The following is a 20,374-nucleotide window of genomic DNA, read 5'->3' as shown; positions in this document are numbered from 1 at the left end:
ACGCATGAAGCGCGGTTTCTACACCATCATGGCGGCGCAGTTCTTCTCGTCGCTTGCCGACAACGCGCTGTTCATAGCCGCCGTGGAACTGCTCAAGTCAGCCAAAGCCCCGGCGTGGCAGGCTGCTGCCTTGGTGCCGATGTTCGCGCTCTTCTATGTGGTGCTCGCGCCCTTCGTGGGGGCCTTCGCCGACTCGCGACCCAAGGGCCAGGTGATGTTCGTGAGCAATGCGATCAAGGTGATCGGCTGCCTCATGATGCTGTTCGGCACGCACCCGCTGCTGTCCTATGCGATCGTCGGCCTGGGCGCGGCGGCCTACTCGCCCGCCAAGTACGGCATCCTTACCGAACTGCTGCCGCCTTCCCAGCTGGTCAAGGCCAACGGCTGGATCGAGGGCCTGACCATCGCCTCCATCATCCTGGGCATCCTGCTGGGCGGCCAGCTGGTGGGCACCGTGCTCGCCTCGCGGATGCTGGCGATGGACTTCCCGATGATCGAGACCGGCATCGACACGCCGCCGGAAGCGGCGATCTCGGTGCTGATCTTCGTCTACGCGCTGGCGGCCTGGTTCAACACGCGCATCCCGCGCACCGAGGTGGAGATGCGGCCGCTGCCGCGCAACATGCTCGAGCTGGTGCCGGACTTCTGGAGCTGCAACAGCCGCCTCTGGCAGGACCGGCTCGGGCAGATCTCGCTCGCCACCACCACCCTGTTCTGGGGCGTCAGCGGCAACCTGCGCTACATCATCCTGGCCTGGAGCGCCGCGGCGCTCGGCTACTCCACCACCCAGGCCTCGTCGCTCAGCGGCGTGGTCGCGTTCGGCACCGCCGCGGGCGCCATCGCGGCGTCCATGCGGATGCGCCTGGACAAGGCCACCACCGTCATGCCGCTGGGCATCGCCATGGGCGTGCTGGTCATCTGCATGAACTTCATCCACAACGCGTGGGTGGCGGCGCCCTTCCTGATCCTGCTCGGCGCGCTGGGCGGCTACCTGGTCGTGCCGATGAACGCGCTGCTGCAGCACCGCGGCCACAACCTCATGGGCGCCGGCCGTTCGATCGCGGTGCAGAACTTCAACGAACAAGCCTGCATCCTGGGCCTGGGCGCGTTCTACAGCCTGTCCGCCGGCCTGGGCCTCTCGTCCTTCGGCGCGATCACCGCCTTCGGCCTGCTGGTCGCCGGCGTGATGTGGCTGATCAAGCGCTGGCACGCGCGCAACTGCATCGAGCACAAGGACGAGGTCGACCACCTGCTGCAGGTCGCCCGGCACGACAACGTGCATGGCTGAAGGCCGGGGCAGGCCGCTGGCGCCGGTCCTGGCGCTGGTGGTGAACGCGTTCGTGTGGGGCGTGTCCTGGTGGCCGTTCCGCGCGCTGCAGCAGGAAGGCGTGCACCCCCTGTGGTCCACCGCCCTGATTTACCTGCTGGCCTTCGTCGGCTTCGTCGTGCTGCAGCGCCGGGCGCTGCCGGAGCTGCTGCGCACACCGGCGCTGTGGCTGCTGGCGCTGGCGGCGGGCCTGACCAACGTGGGCTTCAACTGGGCGGTCACCATCGGCGACGTGGTCCGGGTGGTCCTGCTGTTCTACCTGATGCCGGCGTGGGCCGTGCTGCTCGCGTGGCTGGTGCTGGGCGAACGGCCGTCGGCAGCCGGGATCGGCCGGCTGCTGCTGGCGCTGGCCGGCGTGGCGACCGTGCTCGACACCGCGGGCACCGGCCTGCCGTGGCCGCGGGCCCTGGCCGAATGGCTGGCCTTGATGGGCGGCTTCAGCTTCGCGCTCACCAACGTGCTGCTGCGCCGGCTGGACTTCGTGACACCCGGCTCCCGCGTGCTGGCGATGTTCGGCGGCGGCATGGTGCTTGCCGGCGGCGTGGCCCTGGTTGGCGTTGCGCAGGGCACCGTGGCCGCGTTGCCGGAACTCGGCCCGCGCGGCTGGCTGATCGCCCTGGTGCTGGCCTCCGGCTTCCTGGCGGCCAACCTCGCCCTGCAGTACGGCGCCTCGCGCCTGCCCTCGCACACCACGGCACTGGTGATGCTGTCGGAAGTGGTGTTCGCCAGCCTGTCGTCCGTAGCGCTGGGCGCGGCCGAACTGGGCACGCGCACCCTGCTGGGCGGCGGGATGATCGTCGCGGCGGCCGCCTGGTCCGCGTGGCCGCGCGGCTTGCGGACGGCCGGCGCACAATAGGCCGCATGGCCACCATCTACGACTTCGAAGCGCAGCAGATCGGCGGGCAGAGCGTGCCCTTGGCGCAGTTCCGCGGCAAGCCGATGCTGATCGTCAACACCGCCAGCGCCTGCGGCTTCACGCCGCAGTTCGCCGGGCTGGAGGAACTGCACAAGCGCTACGCCGACCGTGGACTGGTGGTGCTCGGCTTTCCCTGCAACCAGTTCGGCGCGCAGGACCCGGGCAGCAACGAGGAGATCGCCAGCTTCTGCCAGGTGAACTACGGCGTGAGCTTCCCGATGATGGCCAAGGTCGACGTCAACGGGCCGCAGGCGCATCCCCTGTACCGGTGGCTCACGGCGGAGGCGCCGGGCCTGCTCGGCTCGAAGGCGATCAAGTGGAACTTCACCAAGTTCCTGGTCGGCAAGGACGGCAGCGTCCTCAAGCGCTACGCGCCGCAGGACGCGCCGGAGAAGCTGGCGAAGGACGTCGAGGCCGCGCTCGCGGGCTGAACGCCATGGCGGTCGAACTCGACCACGCCATCGTGCCGTCGCGGCACCCGGCGGAATCGGCGCGGTTGCTGGGCGAGTTGCTGGATGTGCACTGGTCCGCCAGCGGCATCGGCCCGTTCTCGCCGGTCTACGTCAACGACGGCCTGACCCTGGACTTCATCGGCACCGACGAGGACTTCCCCGTCTACCACTTCTGCTTCCGCGTGGATGAGGCGCGCTTCGACGCCATCCTGGCGCGGCTACGGGCGAGTTCCATCGCCTTTCGCAGCAACGTGCGCGGGCCGGTCGACCACCGGATCAACACCGACTACGGCGGCCGCATGGTCTACTGGAACGAGCCCGACGGCCATCAGTGGGAGATGCTCACGGTGAGCTACGCCCGAGCGCCGGCTGCCTAGGCCAGCGCCGCGTCCAGCACCTCCACCCAGTGCCGCACCGGCGTCGCGGTGCCGCTTTGCAGGTGCTGGATGCAGCCGATGTTGGCCGACAGGATTGCCTGCGGTTCCAGCACGGACAGGTGGCCCAGCTTGCGGTCGCGCAGCGTGTGCGCGATGTCGGGTTGCAGCACCGAGTAGGTACCGGCGGAACCGCAGCACAGGTGCGACTCATTGAGGGCCACGCGCAACTGGAAGCCCAGCGCCGCCATGCCCTGCTCGACCCCGCCGCGCAACTGCTGGCCGTGCTGCAGCGAGCAAGGCGGGTGGTAGGCGAACACGCCCGGCCGGGCGCGCACCTTGTCCTTCAGGGCCGGCACCAGCGCCGGCAGCAGTTCGCTCAGGTCGCGGGTGAGCGCGCTGATGCGCCGCGCCTTGTCCGCGTAGGCGGCATCGTGCTGCAGGTGATGGCCGTACTCGCGCACGGTGACGCCGCAGCCGGAGGCGTTCATGACGATCGCCTCCACCTCGCCGCGTTCCACGTGGGGCCACCAGGCGTCGATGTTGCGGCGCATCTGCGCGCGGCCGCCCTCGTGGTCGTTGAGGTGGAACTTCACCGCGCCGCAGCAGCCGGCCTCCTGCGCCACCAGCGTCTGGATGCCCGCCGCATCGAGCACGCGCGCGGTCGCCGTGTTGATGTTGGGCATCATCGACGGCTGCACGCATCCGGCCAGCATCAGCACCTTGCGCGCATGCGTGCGCGTCGGCCAGGCGCCGGCCTCCTGCTTCGCGGGCACCTTCTCGCGCAGGCGCGCGGGCAGCAGGCCGCGAACCGCCTGGCCGACCTTCATCGCCGGGCCGAACAGGGGCGACGTGAGGCCTTCGCCCAGCGTCCAGCGCAGCGCGCGGGCCGGCGCGTCGCGCGGCACCTTGCGCTCGACGATGCCGCGGCCGATGTCCACCAGCCGGCCGTAGTCCACGCCGCTCGGGCAGGTGCTCTCGCAGTTGCGGCAGGTGAGGCAGCGGTCCAGGTGCAGCTGCGTCTTGCGGGTGGGCTGCTCGCCTTCCAGCACCTGCTTCATCAGGTAGATGCGCCCGCGCGGCCCATCGAGCTCGTCGCCCAGCAGCTGGTAGGTCGGACAGGTTGCCGTGCAGAAACCGCAGTGCACGCACTTGCGCAGGATGGCTTCGGCCTCCAGGCCTTCGGGCGTGCCTTGGAACTCCGGGGAAAGATGGGTCTGCATCAAAACTGCCGGTAGAGGCGGCCGCGGTTGAAGATGCCCGCCGGGTCGAACTGCTTCTTCAGCTGTTCGTGCAGGTTGGCCAGGGCGGGCGCCAGCGGCGTCATGCGCCCCTGCGCGTCCGCGCGCGTCGTGCGGAACAGCGTCGCATGGCCGCCGGCCCGCACCGCGGCCTCGCGCACGCGGCCCGCGTAGTCCGAGGCGATGCGCACCCAGCGCTGGGCGCCATGCCATTCCACCAGCGGCGACTCCGGCAGGTCCAGCACGGGGGCGGTCTGCGGCACGGAAAGGCGCCACAGGTCGCGGTCGCCACCGCCGGCGAACCAGGCGCTGCGCTGCTCGCGCAAGTCATTCCATGCGGCCGCGGCTTGCGCTTCGTCCAGGCGTTCGCCGCCCAGGCTGCGGCAGGCCGAGTCGACCGCAGCCACGGCGCCCCGCAAGCGCAGGGTGAGGGTGCCGGCTCCGTTCTCGGGCGACCAGCAGCTGGCATTCAACGGCAGCGGCTGGCCTCCCCAGGCGTTCAGGCGCTGCAGGGCCTCGGCCTGGCTGCAGGCAAAGCGCAGCGTCGCCTGCGCCGGCGGCACCGGCAGCACCTTCAGGCTCAGCTCGGTGAGGAGCCCCAGCGTGCCCATGGCCCCCGCCATCAGGCGCGACACGTCGTAGCCGGCCACGTTCTTCATCACCTGGCCGCCGAACACCAGTTCTTCGCCGCGGCCGTTGACCATCTGCAGCCCCAGCACGTAATCGCGCACCGATCCGACGCTGGCCCGGGCCGGGCCGGCCAGGCCGGTGGCCACCATGCCGCCGACCGTCGCGTCGGCGCCGAAGTGCGGCGGCTCGAACGGCAGGCTCTGCCCGCAGGCGGCCAGGGCCTGTTCCAGCTCCGCCAGCGGCGTGCCGGCACGCACCGTCACCACCAGCTCGCTGGGCTCGTAGTTCACGATGCCGCGCAGCTCGCCGGTTTCGAGCGGCTCCCCCTGCAGCTGCTCGCCGTAGAAATCCTTGGTGCCGCCGCCGCGGATGCGCAGGGTCTGGCCCTGCGCCGCGGCGGAGCGGATGCGGTCGACGATGCGGGCGAGGGCGGGATCCATGGCTGGGGATGTTAAGTGCGGCCGCACGGGCTTCGCGCCGCCGGTCGCCTGAAATTTTTCCGCCTCAGTCGATGAAGAAATTGGTGGGCAGCCCCGGCACGTCCACCCGCGCACGCAGCACGCAGCCGGAATGCGGCAGCGCCTGCAGCTCCCCGGGCGCCCGGCCGTGCCGGGCGGTGGTGAGGTACAGCGTTCGTCCGTCCTCGCCGCCGAAGCAGGGCATGGTGGGACAGAGCGCCGGCACCGGGTACTCCGCCACCAGGTCGCCCGAAGGCGCCAGCCGCAACAGCCGCCCGCCCTCGAACATGGCGACCCAGTAGTGGCCTGCCGCGTCCACCGCGGCGCCGTCGGGACGGCCGCCGTAACCGGCCTGGCCTGGCTGCCACCCCGCCGGCTTGGCGGCGAATTGCCGGAACACGCGGTGGTGGCGCAGCACGTTGGCGTGCGCCTCCCAGTCCCAGGCGTAGATCGCGTGCTGCGCGGTGTCGCTCCAGTACAGCGTGTGGCGATCAGGCGACCAGGCGATGCCGTTGGCAGCGGTGGCGTTGTGCGCCTTCAGCTGCACGAGGATGTCGCCGTCGCTGCCGTTGTCGGGCCGGCAGTCGAAGCTGTAGAGGTCGGCCTTGCGCGCGTCCTTGGGCTCGTAGTAGGTCCCCGCCCAGAAGCGCCCGAGCGGATCCGCCTTGCCGTCGTTGAAGCGGGTCGTGGCGCCGTGCCCGAAGCGCACCAGCGGCTGCAGCACCCCGCCCCAGCTGCGCGCGCGGTAGACGCCGTCCCTCAGGGCCAACACCAGGCCGCCGCCAGTGGCCGGCGCGATGCAGCCCGCCTCCTGCGGCAGCACCCAGTCATCGGCCTGCCCGGTGGCCGGGTCCCAGCGCCGGACTGTCTTCGCGGGAATGTCGACCCAGTACAGGCGCTGCTCGTGCGGATGCCAGAACGGTGACTCGCCCAGCGCGTCGGGCCGCGCCACCGCGACCTCCCACTTCACGCCGCCTCCACCCCGATGCGCATCTGCGCCAGCATCGACTCGCCCGGCTGCAACACCACCAGGCCCAGGTGTTCGGCATCCATGCCGGCCGCGTGCAGCTGTGCCGCGTTGTTGACGTGGCTGACCGGCTCGATGGACACGTAGTCGCGCTCCGGCGAGCAGAACGCCACCAGCCGCGTGAGCCCCGACTGCACCGTCACGCGCATCACGGGGTCGGTCAGCAGCGCGCTGCCGTCCCAGCCGTCGTAGCAGTGGTCCACCGCGAGACCGTCGCACGGCGCATCGAGCCCGACCGAGGCTTCCCACCGCGTGGGCAGCTTGTCGGTGCCCATGCCCCAGCGGCCGGTTGCGCGAAAGGCGACGCGCGCTCCCGCTCGCCTGACGAAATTGGGGTGCCAGCCCAGGCCCATGGGCGCGGGCTGGGCCGACTGGTTGGTGACGGCCAGCGTCATGTCCAGGCCGGCGGGCGACAGGCGCAGGGTGTTGGAACAGTCGAAGGCGAAGGGCCAGGCGGAATCGGCCCGGTGTTCGCACGCGAGCATGGCCGATGCGTCGTCGCTGTCCAGCACGCTCCAGGGGCGCTGCCAGCCGATGCCATGGATCGCATGCGGCTCATCGGCATCGCTGCGCACCAGCGGATGCTGCGTGCCTTGCCACACCAGGCTGGCGTGGCCGATGCGGTTGGAAAACGGCACCAGCGGATAGCAGCCGGACGCCCGGGCCGAGGTGAGCTGCGCGGCCGGCGTGGAGCGCAGCACCGGCTGATCGTCAAGCCACAGGCCGGCGATGCAGCCCCCGAGTTGCGGGTACAGCTCGCAACGCAGCCGGCCGGCGCGCAGTTCGATCATGGCTTGCCTCCTGGGAAAGCCATTGTGCCCGCAGGCGCGGCGCCGCAAAAAAAGCGGCCCGCCGAAGCGGGCCGAACATCCAAAGGAGATCTTGCTTGCCTTGCGGCGCGCGGCGTGCCTCCGCGCGCCGCTTCCGAGACTGTTTACCGGTTGTACGCGGTCTCGCCGTGGCTGCTGATGTCCAGGCCTTCGCGCTCTTCCTCTTCGGTGACGCGCAGGCCGATCAGCAGGTCGACGACCTTGTAGGCGATGAAGGCCACCACGCCGGACCAGACGATGGTGGTCAGCACGCCCTGGAACTGGATCCAGACCTGGCCGCCGATGGAGTAGTCGGGGCTGACCTTGTTGGCCACGTAGTCGTAGATGCCGGTGCCACCCAGGGACGGCGAGGCGAACACGCCGGTCAGCAGGGCACCCAGGATGCCGCCGACGCCGTGCACGCCGAACACGTCGAGCGCGTCGTCCGCACCCAGCATGCGCTTGAGGCCGTTGACGCCCCACAGGCAGATCACGCCGGCCAGCAGGCCGATCACGATGGCGCCCATCACGCCGACGAAGCCGCAGGCGGGGGTGATCGCCACCAGGCCGGCGACGGCGCCGGAAGCGGCACCCAGCATGGAGGCCTTGCCCTTGGACAGCGCCTCGCCGGCGATCCAGGACAGCGTGGCGGCGGCGGTGGCGAACAGCGTGTTGGCGAAGGCCAGGCTGGCGGTACCGGTGGCTTCCAAGTTGGAGCCGGCGTTGAAGCCGAACCAGCCCACCCACAGCAGCGCGGCGCCGACCATGGTCAGGGTCAGGCTGTGCGGCGTGAGGGATTCCTTGCCGTAGCCGATGCGCTTGCCGACCACGTAGGCGCCCACCAGGCCGGCGACACCGGCGTTGATGTGCACCACGGTGCCGCCCGCGAAGTCCAGCGCGCCCTTGGCCCACAGCCAGCCGCCGGCGGCCGTCACGGTCTCGAGCGTCTTGGCGTCGGTGATCGCATCCGGGCCGTCCCAGTACCACACCATGTGGGCGATCGGCAGGTAGCTGAACGTGAACCACAGGGCGCAGAACAGCAGCACCGCGGAGAACTTGATGCGCTCGGCGAAGGCGCCGACGATCAGCGCGCAGGTGATGGCCGCGAAGGTGGCCTGGAAGGTCACGAAGCTCAGCTCGGGAATCACGACGCCCTTGCTGAAGGTCGCGGCTGCCGAGTCGGGGGTGATGCCGGACAGGAAGATCTTGCTGAAGCCGCCCATGAACGGGTTGCCGGCCGTGAATGCCACGCTGTAGCCGTAGACGGCCCACAGCAGGTAGATCAGGCAGGTCACCACGAAGACCTGCATCAGCACCGACAGCATGTTCTTGCTGCGGACCAGGCCGCCGTAGAACAGCGCCAGGCCCGGCACGGTCATCATCAGGACGAGCAGGGTGGCCACCGTCATCCACGCGGTGTCGCCCTTGTTGGGGGTCGGCGCCGGGGCGGCGGAGGCGGCGGCCGCGGGTGCGGCAGCGGTTGCAGCGGCAGGAGCCGCCGCGGCGGCCGGGGCAGGCGCCGCGGCAGCAGCGGGCGCCGCTTCGGCAGCAGCCGCGGGTGCAGCCGTGGTGGCGGGCGCCTGGGCGACAGCGGCGGCGCTGCCGATCAGGAGCCCCAGCCCGACGGCCAGGGAAGCGAGAAGTTTCCTCATGTCAGTGCTCTCTTGATTGAATTGAAATGCTTAGAGCGCTTCCTTGCCGGTCTCGCCGGTGCGGATGCGGACGACTTGCTCCAGGTCGTACACGAAGATCTTCCCGTCACCGATCTTCCCGGTGCGGGCTGCGCCCTCGACGGATTCGATGACGCGGTCCACCAACTCGTCGGAGACCGCCGCCTCGATCTTCACCTTGGGCAGGAAGTCGACGACGTATTCCGCGCCACGGTACAGCTCGGTGTGGCCCTTCTGGCGGCCGAAGCCCTTGACCTCGGTGACGGTGATGCCCTGCACGCCGATGGCCGAGAGGGCCTCGCGCACTTCGTCGAGCTTGAAGGGTTTGATGATGGCGGTGACGAGTTTCATGCTCTTCTCCAGGGGAGGACGTCAGAACGAATACGTGTACTTCGCGCCCAGCACTGCGGTCGCCTTGCCCAGGTTCTTCGAGTCAGGCGCCGGCCCGCGGTAGACGTCGGTGTTGGTGTCGACGTAGGCCAGCGAGACGCTGAAGCCGTTGCCGAAGTCCTTGCCCAGGCCGAGCGACCAGTCGGTGTACGAGAAGTCGGAGTTGTGGGCGACCCGCTGGTAGCCGATGTGGGGGGTGAAGGTCAGGCCCCAGAAGCCGGTCTCGAAGGTGGCGTTCAGGTCCAGGTAGTAGCTGTTCTTGCTGTCGTTGAAGCCGAACAGGTTGGTCACGGCGTGGGAATACTTCAGCGTGGCGGGGCCGAAGGTGCCAGCGAGGTAGACCTCGGTGGTGTCCGGGTTGATGGGCAGGCTGGAGCCGGGATACAGGTAGCGCAGCAGACCGACGTCCAGGCCGAAGTCGCCGGCCGTGAACTTGTAGCCGCCATACAGGTCGACTTCGGCGTTGGCGTCGCCGCCGCCGTCCTTGATCCACTTGATGGAGGAGGCCCAGGTGCCGATATAGAAGCCGCTCTTGTGCGCGAAGTCGGCACCGCCCTGGATCGCCGGCTTGAGGCGGCTCTGGGAAATACCGCGGTAGCGGTAGTCGGTGACCGCGCCGACGTTCACGGACATCGTGTAGTCGGGCTCCGGGGCCTTGGTCTGCGCCATCAGCGCGCCCGAAGCGGCGAGAGCAGACACCAGCACGGCAAGTTTCGATTTCATTCCAAGTTTCTCCGTTAGGTTTTGTTCCTGCAGGGGTCATTAGCAGGAGGCGTGCCATCCACCAGTTGCACGGGAACGCCGGTCCGCGCGTGATGCAGTGCCGCCGTTGAACGGGTCCTGGCCTGGCCCGGGCCCCTGGCTTCGCACCATCGCGGTGCCGCGGTGGGCGATTTGCGCGCATGAAGTCCCGCCATGCACCCGAAGAGGGAGGAGTGACGCCGTGAGCCTGTGTTTGGTGCAAAGCCGCGCCCTGGTGGGCCTGGACGCGGCGTCCGTCACCGTCGAAGTGCACCTGGCCAACGGCCTGCCGACCTTCATGCTGGTCGGGCTGGTGGACACGGAGGTGAAGGAGGCCCGGGAGCGGGTCCGCTCGGCCCTGCTCAACGCGGGCCTGGAGTTCCCCCACAACAAGAGGATCACCGTCAATCTGGCGCCGGCGGACCTGCCCAAGGACTCGGGGCGCTTCGACCTTCCGATCGCCCTGGGCATCCTGGCCGCCAGCGGACAGATCGATGCGGCCCGGCTGGCGGGCCACGAGTTCGCGGGCGAGCTGTCCCTGTCCGGCGAACTGCGCCCGGTGCGCGGCGCGCTCGCGACCAGCCTCGCCCTGCAGGCGGGCGGCGTCGCCACCCGCCTGGTGCTGCCGCCGTCCAGCGCCGAGGAGGCCGCACTGGTGCCCGGCGCGCACGTGGTGCGGGCCCGCCACCTCCTGGACGTGGTGCGCCACTTCCTTCCCGAAGCAGCGGGACAGGAGCATCCCGCGACCGACGACCCCGGCTGGACCCGGCTGGCTTCGCAGGCACCTGGCGCCTGCGCTCCCTACCCGGACCTGGCCGACGTGAAGGGCCAGGCCGGCGCACGCCGGGCGCTGGAGATCGCCGCCGCAGGCGGCCATAGCCTGCTGCTGGTGGGTCCGCCCGGATCCGGCAAGTCCATGCTGGCGCAGCGGTTCGCCGGGCTGCTGCCGGCGATGACGGTGCCCGAGGCGCTGGAAAGCGCGGCGGTGGCCAGCCTGGCCGGCCGCTTCAGCCTGCAGCACTGGTCGCAGCGACCGACCTGCGCCCCGCATCACTCGGCCAGCGCGGTGGCGCTGGTGGGCGGCGGGTCGCCGCCGCGGCCGGGCGAAATCTCGCTGGCGCACCACGGGGTGCTCTTCCTCGACGAACTGCCGGAGTTTCCCCGCAGCGCGCTGGAGGCGCTGCGCGAGCCGCTGGAGACCGGCCGCATCACGATCGCCCGGGCCGCGCGGCGCAGCGAATTCCCGGCCCGCTTCCAGCTGGTGGCCGCCATGAATCCCTGTCCCTGCGGCTGGCTGGGGTCGGGACGCGCCTGCCGCTGCACGCCGGACCAGGTGGCGCGCTACCAGGGCCGGTTGAGCGGCCCCCTGCTCGATCGCATCGACCTGCACGTGGAAGTGCCGGCGCTCGGCCCCGCGGAACTGCTGGACGCGCCGGCCGGAGAGCCGACCGCCGCCGTGCAGGCGCGGGCCGTGGCCGCGCGCGACCGGGCCCTGCAGCGCCAGGGCAAGGCCAACCACGCGCTGCACGGCGAGGAAATCGACCTGCACGCGGCGCTCTCGACCGCCGCCACGGACTTCCTGCGGCTGGCCGCGGCCCGGCTCGCCTGGAGCGCCCGCTCCACGCACCGGGTGCTCAAGATGGCGCGCACGGTGGCCGACCTCGCAGGCACGCCGGCGGTCGAAGCCGTGCACGTGGCGGAGGCGGTGCAGTACCGGCGGGCCCTGTCGGCTTCCCTACACTAGCCGGATGCACGACCCAGGGGGACACGATCGGCGGCTGGTGCTGTGGCTGTCACTGGCCCAGCTGATCACCTGGGGCAGCGTCTTCTACACCTTCGCCCTGCTGCTGGAGCCGGTGGAGCGCGAACTCGGCCTGTCCCGCGCGCAGTCCTCGCTGGCCTTCAGCCTGGCGCTGCTGGCGGAGGGCGTGTTCGCCTTTCCGGTGGGCCGCTGGATCGATCGCGGCCATGAGCGCGCCGTCATGACCGGCGGCTCGCTGCTGGTCGCCGCGGCACTCGCCTTCCACGCGCACATCCATTCGGTGGCCGCTTTCTATGCGGCCTGGGCACTGCTCGGGGCCGCGCTCGCCGCGACGCTGTACACGCCGGTGTTCGCCGTGGTGACGCGGCGCTTTCCGCAGGACTTCCGCCGCGCGATCATCACGATGACCTTCCTGGGCGGCCTGGCCAGCAGCGTGTTCATTCCGCTGTCGGCGTGGCTGATCGCCGCCTTCGGCTGGCGCCAGGCGCTGCTGGTGCTGGCCGGCGTGCACCTGCTGGTGTGCGTGCCGCTGCACGCGATCTGCCTGCGCGGCGCTCCGGCCGCCCGCGCGATGCAGGCGAGCAGCGAGCATTCCCCCGCCACCTTGCTGCGCAGCGCACCCTTCCTGCTGATCGGCGTGTTCGTGGTGGGCATGATGGGCATCACCGCCGCGATCCCGCCCCACCTGATCAGCCTGCTGCGCGAGAGCGGCCTGCGCGAGGCCTGGGTGATCGCGATCCCCGCCACCATCGGCGTGATGCAGGTGCTGGGCCGGCTGTTGCTCTATTTCTTCGAGCATCGCTTCGACCTGCACGTGGCCAACCGCTGCATCCCCGTGCTGATCCCGCTGGCGCTGGCGGCGCTGATCGCGGGCGCAGCGTCGCCCGCAGCGGGCCTGGCCTTCGTCGTGCTCTACGGCCTGGGCAACGGCATGCTGACCATCGTCAAGGGCACCGCGATCGCCCAGTACGTGAGTCGCGACCACGTCGCATCGCTGAACGGCGCGCTCGGCCTGCCGCAGGCCATCGCGCGCGCCATCGCGCCGCTGCTGCTGGGCCTGCTGTGGAACCGGGACGTCGGTTACCGCTGGGGGCTGGCCTTGCTGCTGGTCGTTGGCATCGTCTCGGCACTCGCGCTCGCGCTGGCGCAGCGCCGGTCGCTGCGCCCCCGCTGACGCGCATCAGTGCGCGGCCTGCACGCGCCGCCGCTCGCCTTTGCGCCGCTCCAGGCTTGGCGGCTCCGGCTCGCCATGCTGCGCGGCGACGTGTTCCTGCAGCGCCCGTGCGCAGCCCGCTCCGAACAGCAGCACGGCGGAAGAGAAGTAGATCCACATCAGCAGCACGATCAGGGAACCCGCCGCGCCATAGGCGGACACCACCGCCGCGCTCGACAGGTACAAGGCCATCAGCTGCCGGCCGATGGTGAAGAGGATGGCGCCGATCGCCGCGCCGAACACCAGGAAGCGCAGCTTGGGCTTGGGCCCTCCGGACAGCCGCATCAGGCCGGCGAACAAGGCGGTGCACACCACGAAACCGAGCACCTCGTTGAGCACCCGCGCCGCGATCTCCAGCGGCAACCACTGGCCGGCCCAGCCCGAGAACAGGTTCAGCAGCGTGGACACGACCAGCGTGACCAGCAGCAGGAATCCGAACACCAGGATGTAGCCGATGCCGCGCAGACGCAGCGACGCAGTGTGCCGCCAGCTGGATTTGGCGGGCACGGCGCGCCCGTGCGCCCACAGCAGTTCGAATGCGTTCTGCAGTTCGCCGAACACGCCGGTGGCGCCGAACAGCAGCACGGTGAAGCCCGCGATGCTGGCCGCGATCCCTTCCGAGGGCGCCTTCGCGCTCGCCAGTGCCTGCTTCACAACGGCGGCCCCCTGCGGGCCGATGATGGTGCCGAACTGCGTGAGCAGCCCCTGCTCCAGCACCTGCCGGTCGATCCACCACCCGAGGATGCCGACGATGGCCAGCAGCAAGGGCGCGAGACTCAGGACGCCGTAGAACGACATGGCGGCGCTCATGCGCATGCCGCCGGCGCCGCTCCAGAGGTCGAGCGCGCGCGCCAGCGGATAGGCCGGGCGGACTGCGCGCCTGAGTCTTTCGGGGATGTGGTCGGTGAGCGCCATGCCGCAGAGCATGGCGGGGCGGGGCGGCCGCGCCTATCGGCGCGGCTTTGCGTCAGCAGTAGGAGGCTGACTACGCCCAGCCGGGGCCGACTCAGGAACCGGCGACGATGCTGACCGTCGTGCCCTGCACCTTCACCACCTGCCCGGTCTTCCAGCCGGGCTGCGCCTCGTGCTCGAAGGTGCGCAGGGAACCATCGCGCATCTTGACCTGCGTGATCCAGACATCCTTGGTCGTCACGCGCTTCTGCACCTCATTGCCGACGAAGCCGCCGGCGACGGCGCCGCCCACGGTGGCGAGGGTCTTGCCGTCGCCCTTGCCGAACTGGTTGCCGATCAGGCCGCCGGCCACCGCACCGCCGACGATGCCGACCGCGCCGCCCTCACCCTTGCGCTTTTCCAGCTTGACGGCCTGCACGGTGCCGCAGTCACGGCACTCGGATGCATGCATCTTCTTGGCGATGCCCGGGGGCAGGCCGTGCGGGTTGTCGGCGATGGCGCCGGCGGCAGCGATGGAAATCAGGGTCGCAACGACGAACTTCTTCATGGGTTTCTCCTTCTGAACCGTCATTGAACGGCCGAGCCGGCACCGCGGAGCACAAGCTCCGCCGGCTTTCGTGGAAACCATCACAGATTGGGTGCAAGCAAACGTTGCAGCTCGGCGCGGTCGGCCCCGCGGCGTTGCACCTGGTCCACGAGCTGGTCCTCGCCGATCCGCCCGACGTTGAAGTACTGGCTGTCCGGATGGCTCAGGTAGAAGCCGCTCACGCTGGCCGCCGGCGACATCGCCATGCTTTCGGTGAGTCCCATGCCGATCTCCTCCGGGTGCAGCAGCGCGAACATGTCGCGCTTGACGCTGTGGTCCGGGCACGCGGGGTAGCCCGGCGCCGGGCGGATGCCGCGGTACTTCTCGCCGATCAGCTGCTCGTTGGACAGCGTCTCGTCGGCCGCGTAGCCCCACAGGTCCTTGCGCACGCGTTCGTGCAGTGCTTCCGCCAGGGCTTCGGCGAGCCGGTCGGCCAGCGCCTTCAGCATGATCGCGGAATAGTCGTCGTGGTCGGCCAGGAAGTACTGCTCCTTCTTGTCGACACCCAGGCCCGCGGTGACCGCGAACACGCCGACATAGTCGTCGCGCACGCCCTTGGGCGCGACGAAATCCGCCAGGCAGCGGCTCGGGCGCATCACGCCGTCGATGGCCTGCTTCTCCGCCTGCTGGCGCAGGCCGTACCAGGTCAGCATCGGCTGCGTGCGGCCCTCGTCCGCGTACAGCTGGATGTCGTCGTCGTTGACGGTGTTGGCCGGCCAGAAGCCCATCACCGCATTGGCCGTGAGCCACCGGTTTTCGGTGAGGCGCTTGAGCATGCGCTGGCCGTCGGACAGGACGCGCACCGCTTCGGCGCCGACGACCTCGTCCTTCAGGATGTCCGGGAAGCGCCCAGCCAGGTCCCAGGTCTGGAAGAACGGGCCCCAATCGATGAAGCGCGCCAGTTCCGCCAGGTCGTAGTTCTTGAAGACGCGGCGGCCGATGAACTTGGGCTTGGGCGGCGTGTAGTGGGTCCAGTCCACCGGCGTCTTGTTGGCGCGCGCCTTGGCCAGCGGCCACAGGGGCACCTGCTTCTTGCTGGCGTGCAGCTCGCGCACCTTCTTGTAGTCGGCGTTGATGTCGGCGATGTACCTGGTCGCCTGGTCCGACAGCAGGCTCTGCGCGACGCTCACGCTGCGCGACGCATCCGGCACGTAGACCACCGGGCCTTCGTAGTGCGGTGCGATCTTGACGGCCGTGTGCACGCGGCTGGTGGTGGCGCCGCCGATCAGCAGCGGGATCTTCTTGACTCGGAAGTGCGCGTCCTTCTGCATCTCGCTGGCGACGTACTGCATCTCCTCCAGCGAAGGCGTGATCAGCCCCGACAGGCCGACGATGTCCGCGCCCTCGACCTTGGCCTTCGCCAGGATCTCGTGGCAGGGGACCATCACGCCCATGTTGACGACCTCGAAGTTGTTGCACTGCAGGACCACCGTGACGATGTTCTTGCCGATGTCGTGCACGTCGCCCTTCACCGTCGCGATGACGATCTTGCCCTTGGCGCGCACGTCCTCGCCGGCCGCTTCCTGCTGCTTCTTCTCTTCCTCGATGTAGGGGATGAGATGCGCCACCGCCTGCTTCATCACGCGCGCGGACTTCACCACCTGCGGCAGGAACATCTTGCCGGCGCCGAACAGGTCGCCCACGATGTTCATGCCGTCCATGAGCGGGCCTTCGATGACGTGCAGCGGCCGGCCCTTGTTCGCAAGCACCTTCTGGTACATCTCCTCCGTGTCGGCCACGATGTGGTCGGTGATGCCGTGCACCAGCGCGTGCGACAGGCGCTGTTCCACGGCCAGCGCGCGCCATTCGTTCTTCTTGCCGTCGTCGCGGGCGGCGCCCTTGGCCTGTTCGGCGATCTCCACCAGGCGCTCGCCCGCGTCGGGACGGCGGTTCAGCACCACGTCCTCCACGCGCTCGCGCAGCTGCGGCTCGACCTCGTCGTACACGCCGACCATGCCGGCGTTGACGATGCCCATGTCCATGCCCGCCTGGATCGCGTGGTACAGGAACACGGTGTGGATCGCCTCGCGCACCGGGTCGTTGCCGCGGAAGGAGAAGCTGACGTTGGAGACCCCGCCCGACACCTTCGCGCCCGGCAGGTTCGCCTTGATCCATTTCGTCGCCTCGATGAAATCGACGGCGTAGTTGTTGTGCTCCTCGATGCCCGTCGCGATCGCGAAGATGTTGGGATCGAAGATGATGTCTTCCGGCGGGAAGCCCACTTCGTCCACCAGCAGGCGGTACGCGCGTTCGCAGATCTCGGTCTTGCGCTGGTAGGTGTCGGCCTGGCCCTTTTCGTCGAAGGCCATCACCACCGCCGCCGCGCCGTAGCGCCGCACCAGCGTGGCCTGGCGCCGGAATTCGGCCTCGCCTTCCTTCATCGAGATCGAGTTGACGATGCCCTTGCCCTGGATGCAGCGCAGGCCGGCCTCGATCACCTCCCACTTGGAGGAGTCGATCATGATCGGCACCCGGGCGATGTCCGGCTCGCTGGCGATCAGGTTCAGGAAGCGCACCATGGCGGCCTTGCTGTCCAGCATGGCCTCGTCCATGTTGATGTCGATCACTTGTGCGCCGTTTTCGACTTGCTGCCGCGCCACGGCCAGCGCATGCTCGAACTCGCCGGCCAGGATCATCCGCGCGAAGGCCTTCGAGCCGGTGACGTTGGTGCGTTCGCCGATGTTGACGAACAGGGACCCAGGGCCGATGGAGACGGGCTCCAGGCCGGAGAGCTTCATGGGGGGGACTTCTTGGGGCTGCATCTCACTCACCTCGTTGGCGGTCCGGGTGAGCGCGGTTGGGATCCATCTCAAGCCTGACGGGAAGCCTGCGCGCCGGGACATCGTTCCGACGCTGGGCTCCCACGCTGCAGCGCTCCTTGAGCAGGTGCCATTGTAAGGGGGTGCTTAAGTCGAGCTTAAGGTCCCGTGTCGACACTCCGTCTGACAGGAGGTGTTCCATGCAGACCGTTCGAGAGCCATTGCCGGCAGCCCTCCAGCAGGTGCTGCGCGCGACACCACCCGCCGGCCGGCCACGCCCTGCCAGCCTCTCGTGCATCGTTCCCTGCCACAACGAGGCGCGCAATCTCGACCTGCTGCTGCCCCAGCTGGTGCAGCTGCTGCCGCGCCTGGCCGATGGGTGGGAAGTGATCCTCGTCGACGACGGCAGCTCCGACCGGACGGCCGCCGTGATGCGCGACTGGAGCGAACTGCCCGGCTTCCGCGCCATCGAACTGTCCCGCAACTTCGGCAAGGAAGCGGCGCTCACCGCCGGCCTGAAGTCAGCCCAAGGTCAGGTGGTGGTGATGATGGACGCCGACCTCCAGCATCCGCCGGCCCTCATCGCCGACATGGTCAGCAACTGGCGCCAGGGCGCCGACGTGGTGTATGCGCAGCGCATCCACCGGGCCGACGAATCGCTGTTCAAGCGGATCGGCACGCACTGGTTCTACCAGCTTCTGAACCGCTTCGACCGGGTCAAGGTGCCGGAGGGCGCCGGTGACTTCCGCCTGCTCGATCGCCGGGCCGTCGACGCGCTGCTGTCGCTGCCGGAGCGCAACCGCTTCATGAAGGGCCTGTACGCCTGGATCGGGTTCGACGCGGTGGCGCTGCCCTACGTGCCGGCGCCGCGTGCGCACGGCCGCAGCCAGTTCAATGTCGGACGACTGCTGCGCCTGTCCCTCGACGGGCTGACCGCCTTCGCCAACTGGCCGCTGCGGGTGGTCGCGCCCCTCGGCATGCTGCTGGCGCTGGCCTCGTTCGCCTATGGCGGCGTCCTCGTGCTCGACTACATGCTGTACGGTCACCCTGTGTCCGGCTGGACCACCATCGTGGTGCTGCTCGCGTTCTTCTTCGGTGCGCAGATGATCTTCCTGGGCGTCATCGGCGAGTACCTGGCGCGGGTGTACGAAGAGGTGAAGGAGCGGCCGCTCTACCTGGTCAAGCGCGAAAGCGGCCAGGGCCTGGCGCAGCGGACCACGCCGTGACCCGTCCGCTGTCACGGCACCCCTGGGTTCCGCTGCTCGCCGCCATCGCCTGGCTGGTCGCCACGGCCTGGGCCCGACCGCTGGCGATCCCGGACGAAGGCCGCTACGTCGGCGTGGCCTGGAACATGCTCGGCTCCGGCGACTGGCTGGTGCCGCGGCTGGACGGCCTGCCCTACTTCCACAAGCCGCCGCTGTTCTACTGGATCACCGCCGGCTCGCTGTCGCTGTGGGGGCCGTCGGAGTGGGCGGCGCGCGCCGCGCCGCTGCTGGGCGCGATCGCGGCCATGACGGCCTTGTACCTGTTCCTGCGCCGCTGGCAGGGCGAGCGGCCCGCGCGCTGGTCGCTGCTGGCGCTGGCGACGCAGCCGCTGTTCTACCTCGGCGGACAGTTCGCCAACCTCGACATGCTGGTGGCCGGCTGCATCACGGCGGCGGTGCTCGGCTTCGCCCACGCGGCCCTGAGCGAGGAGGCCGGCCAGCGTTCCCACAGCGGCCTGGCGGTGGGCTACACCTTCGTCGCGCTGGGCCTGTTGGCCAAAGGGCTGATCGGCATCGTGCTGCCGGCCCTGGTCATCGTCGGCTGGTTGCTGCTGCGCCGGCAGTGGCGGGTGCTGTGGCGCCTGCTGTGGCTGCCCGGCATCCTGCTGTTCCTGGCCATCGGTGCGCCGTGGTTCGTCGCCATGCAGCTGCACTTTCCCGGCTTCGCCCACTACTTCTTCGTGGTGCAGCATTTCTCGCGCTACGCCCAGGGCGGCTTCAACAACCAGCAGCCGTTCTGGTTCCTGGGCGTGGTGCTGGCCTTGCTGGCGCTGCCCTGGTCCGCCTGGCTGCTGTCCCGTCATGCCCGGCGCCCCTTCGAGCCGCAGGCCCGGCCGCTCGTGCAACTGGGATGGCTGTGGCTGGGTGTCGTGCTGGTCTTCTTCTCCCTGCCCGCCTCCAAGCTGATCGGGTACATCCTGCCGGCGACGCCACCGCTGGCGCTGCTGGTGGCGCAGGCCTTCGCCGGCCAGGCCGGGAGCCTGCGCGCGCAACGCTGGTGGCGCGCCGGCGCCATCACTGCCGTCAGCGCCTGCATGATCGGCGTGACGGCGGCCGCATTGCTGCCGCGGCAGTCCGCGCGCGAACTGGGCCAGGCGCTGCGGCCGCTCGCTTCGCCGGGCGAGCGGCTGGTGTTCCTGCATGCCTACTACTTCGACCTGCCCTTCTACGCCCGCTGGCAGGGCCCGGTGGAGGTCGTGGAGGACTGGAACGATGCGACCCTGACGACGCGCGACAACTGGCGCAAGGAGCTCGCCGATGCCGGCGTGTTCGATCCGCAGCAGGCGCGCCGCCTGCTGCGCCTGCGTTCCGACGTGCCGGCCGTCTCCTGCGAGGTGGCGCCCTGGTGGGCGGTGGGTCACCGCGACATGGGTGAGCGCTATGCCGTGCTGCAGTCCGCCACCGTCGTGGCGGTGCAGCGGGACCTGGTGCTCTGGCGCGTGCCGGGCTTCACGGCGCCGGGTTGCGGCGGAAGGCCCACTTCGACCCCAGCAGATAGGTCATGACGGCCACACCCACCAGCACCAGGCCGAGCGCAAGGTCATACGGCAGCGCCGTCCAGTGCAGCAGCAGGGCGTATCCGGCCTCGTTCAACAGGAAGCCGGAGAGCGACAGGAAAAAGTACCGCGGCAGTGCCACGCTCCACGGCGTGTCGTGGCTGCGGAAGGTCAGTCGCCACTGGCCCGTGAAGGACACGACGAACGCCAGCAGCCAGCCGCCCACGTTGGCGAGCAGGGGGGCGGCAGCCAGCCCCTCGACCAGCAGCACCACGGTGGCGAAATGCACGGCCCCCGCCGCGCAGCCCACTGCGATGAAGAACGCGATGCGGCGCAGCGCCGTCAT

General features: G+C 69.8%; 19 protein-coding genes and 1 riboswitch. Of the genes, 8 read left to right on the top strand and 11 right to left on the bottom strand.

The features are described from left to right. Positions 1–4: 4 nt before the first annotated feature. Genes lplT through AC1DSA_RS04995 form a run of 4 tightly spaced genes read left to right on the top strand, consistent with a single transcriptional unit; the run spans position 5 to position 3,072 of the window. The gene (lplT, locus tag AC1DSA_RS05010; RefSeq protein WP_477886662.1) at positions 5–1,288 is read left to right on the top strand and encodes a lysophospholipid transporter LplT; all 1,284 of its coding nucleotides are present in this window, start codon (positions 5–7) and stop codon (positions 1,286–1,288) included. Continuing rightward, positions 1,281–2,183, top strand: a complete 903-nt coding sequence (locus tag AC1DSA_RS05005) for a DMT family transporter (protein ID WP_477886660.1) — start codon at positions 1,281–1,283, stop codon at positions 2,181–2,183. The genes lplT and AC1DSA_RS05005 overlap by 8 nt, the downstream gene beginning before the upstream one ends. Before the next feature lie 5 nt (positions 2,184–2,188). Further along, complete coding sequence (locus AC1DSA_RS05000) at positions 2,189–2,674, top strand: glutathione peroxidase (protein WP_477886658.1); 486 nt, start codon at positions 2,189–2,191, stop codon at positions 2,672–2,674. A gap of 5 nt (positions 2,675–2,679) precedes the next feature. Continuing rightward, on the top strand, positions 2,680–3,072 hold the full coding sequence (locus tag AC1DSA_RS04995) for a VOC family protein (protein WP_477886656.1): 393 nt from the start codon (positions 2,680–2,682) through the stop codon (positions 3,070–3,072). Here the strand turns inward: AC1DSA_RS04995 and glcF are convergent. The 7 genes from glcF to AC1DSA_RS04960 all read right to left on the bottom strand — a co-directional run bounded on the left by glcF (position 3,069) and on the right by AC1DSA_RS04960 (position 10,017). Continuing rightward, a complete protein-coding gene (glcF, locus tag AC1DSA_RS04990; RefSeq protein ID WP_477886654.1) occupies positions 3,069–4,292 on the bottom strand; it encodes a glycolate oxidase subunit GlcF in 1,224 nt (407 codons plus the stop codon). The two genes, AC1DSA_RS04995 and glcF, sit on opposite strands and share 4 nt — an antisense overlap. Further along, positions 4,292–5,380: a glycolate oxidase subunit GlcE gene (glcE, locus tag AC1DSA_RS04985; RefSeq protein ID WP_477886652.1), complete on the bottom strand. Its 1,089-nt coding sequence runs from the start codon at positions 5,378–5,380 to the stop codon at positions 4,292–4,294. The genes glcF and glcE overlap by 1 nt, the downstream gene beginning before the upstream one ends. Positions 5,381–5,444: 64 nt before the next feature. Continuing rightward, positions 5,445–6,368 carry an SMP-30/gluconolactonase/LRE family protein gene (locus AC1DSA_RS04980; protein ID WP_477886650.1) on the bottom strand — a complete coding sequence of 308 codons (924 nt, stop codon included), beginning with the start codon at positions 6,366–6,368 and terminating at the stop codon, positions 5,445–5,447. Next, on the bottom strand, positions 6,365–7,216 hold the full coding sequence (locus AC1DSA_RS04975) for an aldose 1-epimerase (RefSeq protein WP_477886649.1): 852 nt from the start codon (positions 7,214–7,216) through the stop codon (positions 6,365–6,367). Before AC1DSA_RS04975 ends, AC1DSA_RS04980 begins: the two co-directional genes overlap by 4 nt. A 143-nt stretch (positions 7,217–7,359) precedes the next feature. After that, on the bottom strand, positions 7,360–8,886 hold the full coding sequence (locus tag AC1DSA_RS04970) for an ammonium transporter (RefSeq protein WP_477886647.1): 1,527 nt from the start codon (positions 8,884–8,886) through the stop codon (positions 7,360–7,362). 30 nt (positions 8,887–8,916) lie between these two features. Then, positions 8,917–9,255 carry a P-II family nitrogen regulator gene (gene glnK / locus AC1DSA_RS04965; RefSeq protein WP_477886645.1) on the bottom strand — a complete coding sequence of 113 codons (339 nt, stop codon included), beginning with the start codon at positions 9,253–9,255 and terminating at the stop codon, positions 8,917–8,919. Between the two features lie 21 nt (positions 9,256–9,276). Next, the gene (locus tag AC1DSA_RS04960) at positions 9,277–10,017 is read right to left on the bottom strand and encodes a TorF family putative porin (RefSeq protein WP_477886643.1); all 741 of its coding nucleotides are present in this window, start codon (positions 10,015–10,017) and stop codon (positions 9,277–9,279) included. Positions 10,018–10,237: 220 nt separating this feature from the next. On the opposite strand from AC1DSA_RS04960, the gene AC1DSA_RS04955 reads away from it, so the two are divergent. Beyond that, a complete protein-coding gene (locus tag AC1DSA_RS04955) occupies positions 10,238–11,779 on the top strand; it encodes a YifB family Mg chelatase-like AAA ATPase (RefSeq protein WP_477886641.1) in 1,542 nt (513 codons plus the stop codon). 4 nt (positions 11,780–11,783) lie between these two features. Beyond that, complete coding sequence (locus AC1DSA_RS04950; RefSeq protein WP_477886639.1) at positions 11,784–12,971, top strand: MFS transporter; 1,188 nt, start codon at positions 11,784–11,786, stop codon at positions 12,969–12,971. 6 nt (positions 12,972–12,977) lie between these two features. Here the strand turns inward: AC1DSA_RS04950 and AC1DSA_RS04945 are convergent, their stop codons facing one another. The 3 genes from AC1DSA_RS04945 to metH form a co-directional block, all read right to left on the bottom strand. Further along, positions 12,978–13,925: a YihY/virulence factor BrkB family protein gene (locus AC1DSA_RS04945; RefSeq protein ID WP_477886637.1), complete on the bottom strand. Its 948-nt coding sequence runs from the start codon at positions 13,923–13,925 to the stop codon at positions 12,978–12,980. A 91-nt stretch (positions 13,926–14,016) separates the two neighbouring features. Further along, positions 14,017–14,469 carry a glycine zipper 2TM domain-containing protein gene (locus AC1DSA_RS04940; RefSeq protein WP_477886635.1) on the bottom strand — a complete coding sequence of 151 codons (453 nt, stop codon included), beginning with the start codon at positions 14,467–14,469 and terminating at the stop codon, positions 14,017–14,019. Between the two features lie 80 nt (positions 14,470–14,549). Then, positions 14,550–17,312, bottom strand: a complete 2,763-nt coding sequence (gene metH / locus AC1DSA_RS04935; RefSeq protein WP_477886759.1) for a methionine synthase — start codon at positions 17,310–17,312, stop codon at positions 14,550–14,552. Then, a riboswitch (S-adenosyl-L-homocysteine riboswitch) is annotated at positions 17,291–17,394 on the bottom strand. Its footprint overlaps the gene before it by 22 nt. A gap of 73 nt (positions 17,395–17,467) precedes the next feature. On the opposite strand from metH, the gene AC1DSA_RS04930 reads away from it, so the two are divergent. Beyond that, the gene (locus tag AC1DSA_RS04930; RefSeq protein ID WP_477886633.1) at positions 17,468–18,493 is read left to right on the top strand and encodes a glycosyltransferase family 2 protein; all 1,026 of its coding nucleotides are present in this window, start codon (positions 17,468–17,470) and stop codon (positions 18,491–18,493) included. Further along, on the top strand, positions 18,490–20,037 hold the full coding sequence (locus AC1DSA_RS04925; protein WP_477886631.1) for an ArnT family glycosyltransferase: 1,548 nt from the start codon (positions 18,490–18,492) through the stop codon (positions 20,035–20,037). The genes AC1DSA_RS04930 and AC1DSA_RS04925 overlap by 4 nt, the downstream gene beginning before the upstream one ends. Here the strand turns inward: AC1DSA_RS04925 and AC1DSA_RS04920 are convergent. Beyond that, positions 19,982–20,374: a GtrA family protein gene (locus AC1DSA_RS04920; RefSeq protein ID WP_477886629.1), complete on the bottom strand. Its 393-nt coding sequence runs from the start codon at positions 20,372–20,374 to the stop codon at positions 19,982–19,984. The two genes, AC1DSA_RS04925 and AC1DSA_RS04920, sit on opposite strands and share 56 nt — an antisense overlap.

This window comes from Ramlibacter sp. P4_H7 (genome assembly GCF_056400765.1).
This window is presented reverse-complemented; position numbering and strand designations above follow the sequence as displayed.

What these genes read in the sequence shown, in the direction of transcription:
- lplT (WP_477886662.1), top strand. Translation starts at nt 5, where the DNA reads ATGAAGCGCGGTTTCTACACCATCATGGCGGCGCAGTTCTTCTCGTCG.
- AC1DSA_RS05005 (WP_477886660.1), top strand. Translation starts at nt 1,281, where the DNA reads ATGGCTGAAGGCCGGGGCAGGCCGCTGGCGCCGGTCCTGGCGCTGGTG.
- AC1DSA_RS05000 (WP_477886658.1), top strand. Translation starts at nt 2,189, where the DNA reads ATGGCCACCATCTACGACTTCGAAGCGCAGCAGATCGGCGGGCAGAGC.
- AC1DSA_RS04995 (WP_477886656.1), top strand. Translation starts at nt 2,680, where the DNA reads ATGGCGGTCGAACTCGACCACGCCATCGTGCCGTCGCGGCACCCGGCG.
- glcF (WP_477886654.1), bottom strand. Translation starts at nt 4,292, where the DNA reads ATGCAGACCCATCTTTCCCCGGAGTTCCAAGGCACGCCCGAAGGCCTG.
- glcE (WP_477886652.1), bottom strand. Translation starts at nt 5,380, where the DNA reads ATGGATCCCGCCCTCGCCCGCATCGTCGACCGCATCCGCTCCGCCGCG.
- AC1DSA_RS04975 (WP_477886649.1), bottom strand. Translation starts at nt 7,216, where the DNA reads ATGATCGAACTGCGCGCCGGCCGGCTGCGTTGCGAGCTGTACCCGCAA.
- AC1DSA_RS04970 (WP_477886647.1), bottom strand. Translation starts at nt 8,886, where the DNA reads ATGAGGAAACTTCTCGCTTCCCTGGCCGTCGGGCTGGGGCTCCTGATC.
- glnK (WP_477886645.1), bottom strand. Translation starts at nt 9,255, where the DNA reads ATGAAACTCGTCACCGCCATCATCAAACCCTTCAAGCTCGACGAAGTG.
- AC1DSA_RS04960 (WP_477886643.1), bottom strand. Translation starts at nt 10,017, where the DNA reads ATGAAATCGAAACTTGCCGTGCTGGTGTCTGCTCTCGCCGCTTCGGGC.
- AC1DSA_RS04950 (WP_477886639.1), top strand. Translation starts at nt 11,784, where the DNA reads ATGCACGACCCAGGGGGACACGATCGGCGGCTGGTGCTGTGGCTGTCA.
- AC1DSA_RS04945 (WP_477886637.1), bottom strand. Translation starts at nt 13,925, where the DNA reads ATGGCGCTCACCGACCACATCCCCGAAAGACTCAGGCGCGCAGTCCGC.
- AC1DSA_RS04940 (WP_477886635.1), bottom strand. Translation starts at nt 14,469, where the DNA reads ATGAAGAAGTTCGTCGTTGCGACCCTGATTTCCATCGCTGCCGCCGGC.
- AC1DSA_RS04930 (WP_477886633.1), top strand. Translation starts at nt 17,468, where the DNA reads ATGCAGACCGTTCGAGAGCCATTGCCGGCAGCCCTCCAGCAGGTGCTG.
- AC1DSA_RS04920 (WP_477886629.1), bottom strand. Translation starts at nt 20,374, where the DNA reads ATGACGGCGCTGCGCCGCATCGCGTTCTTCATCGCAGTGGGCTGCGCG.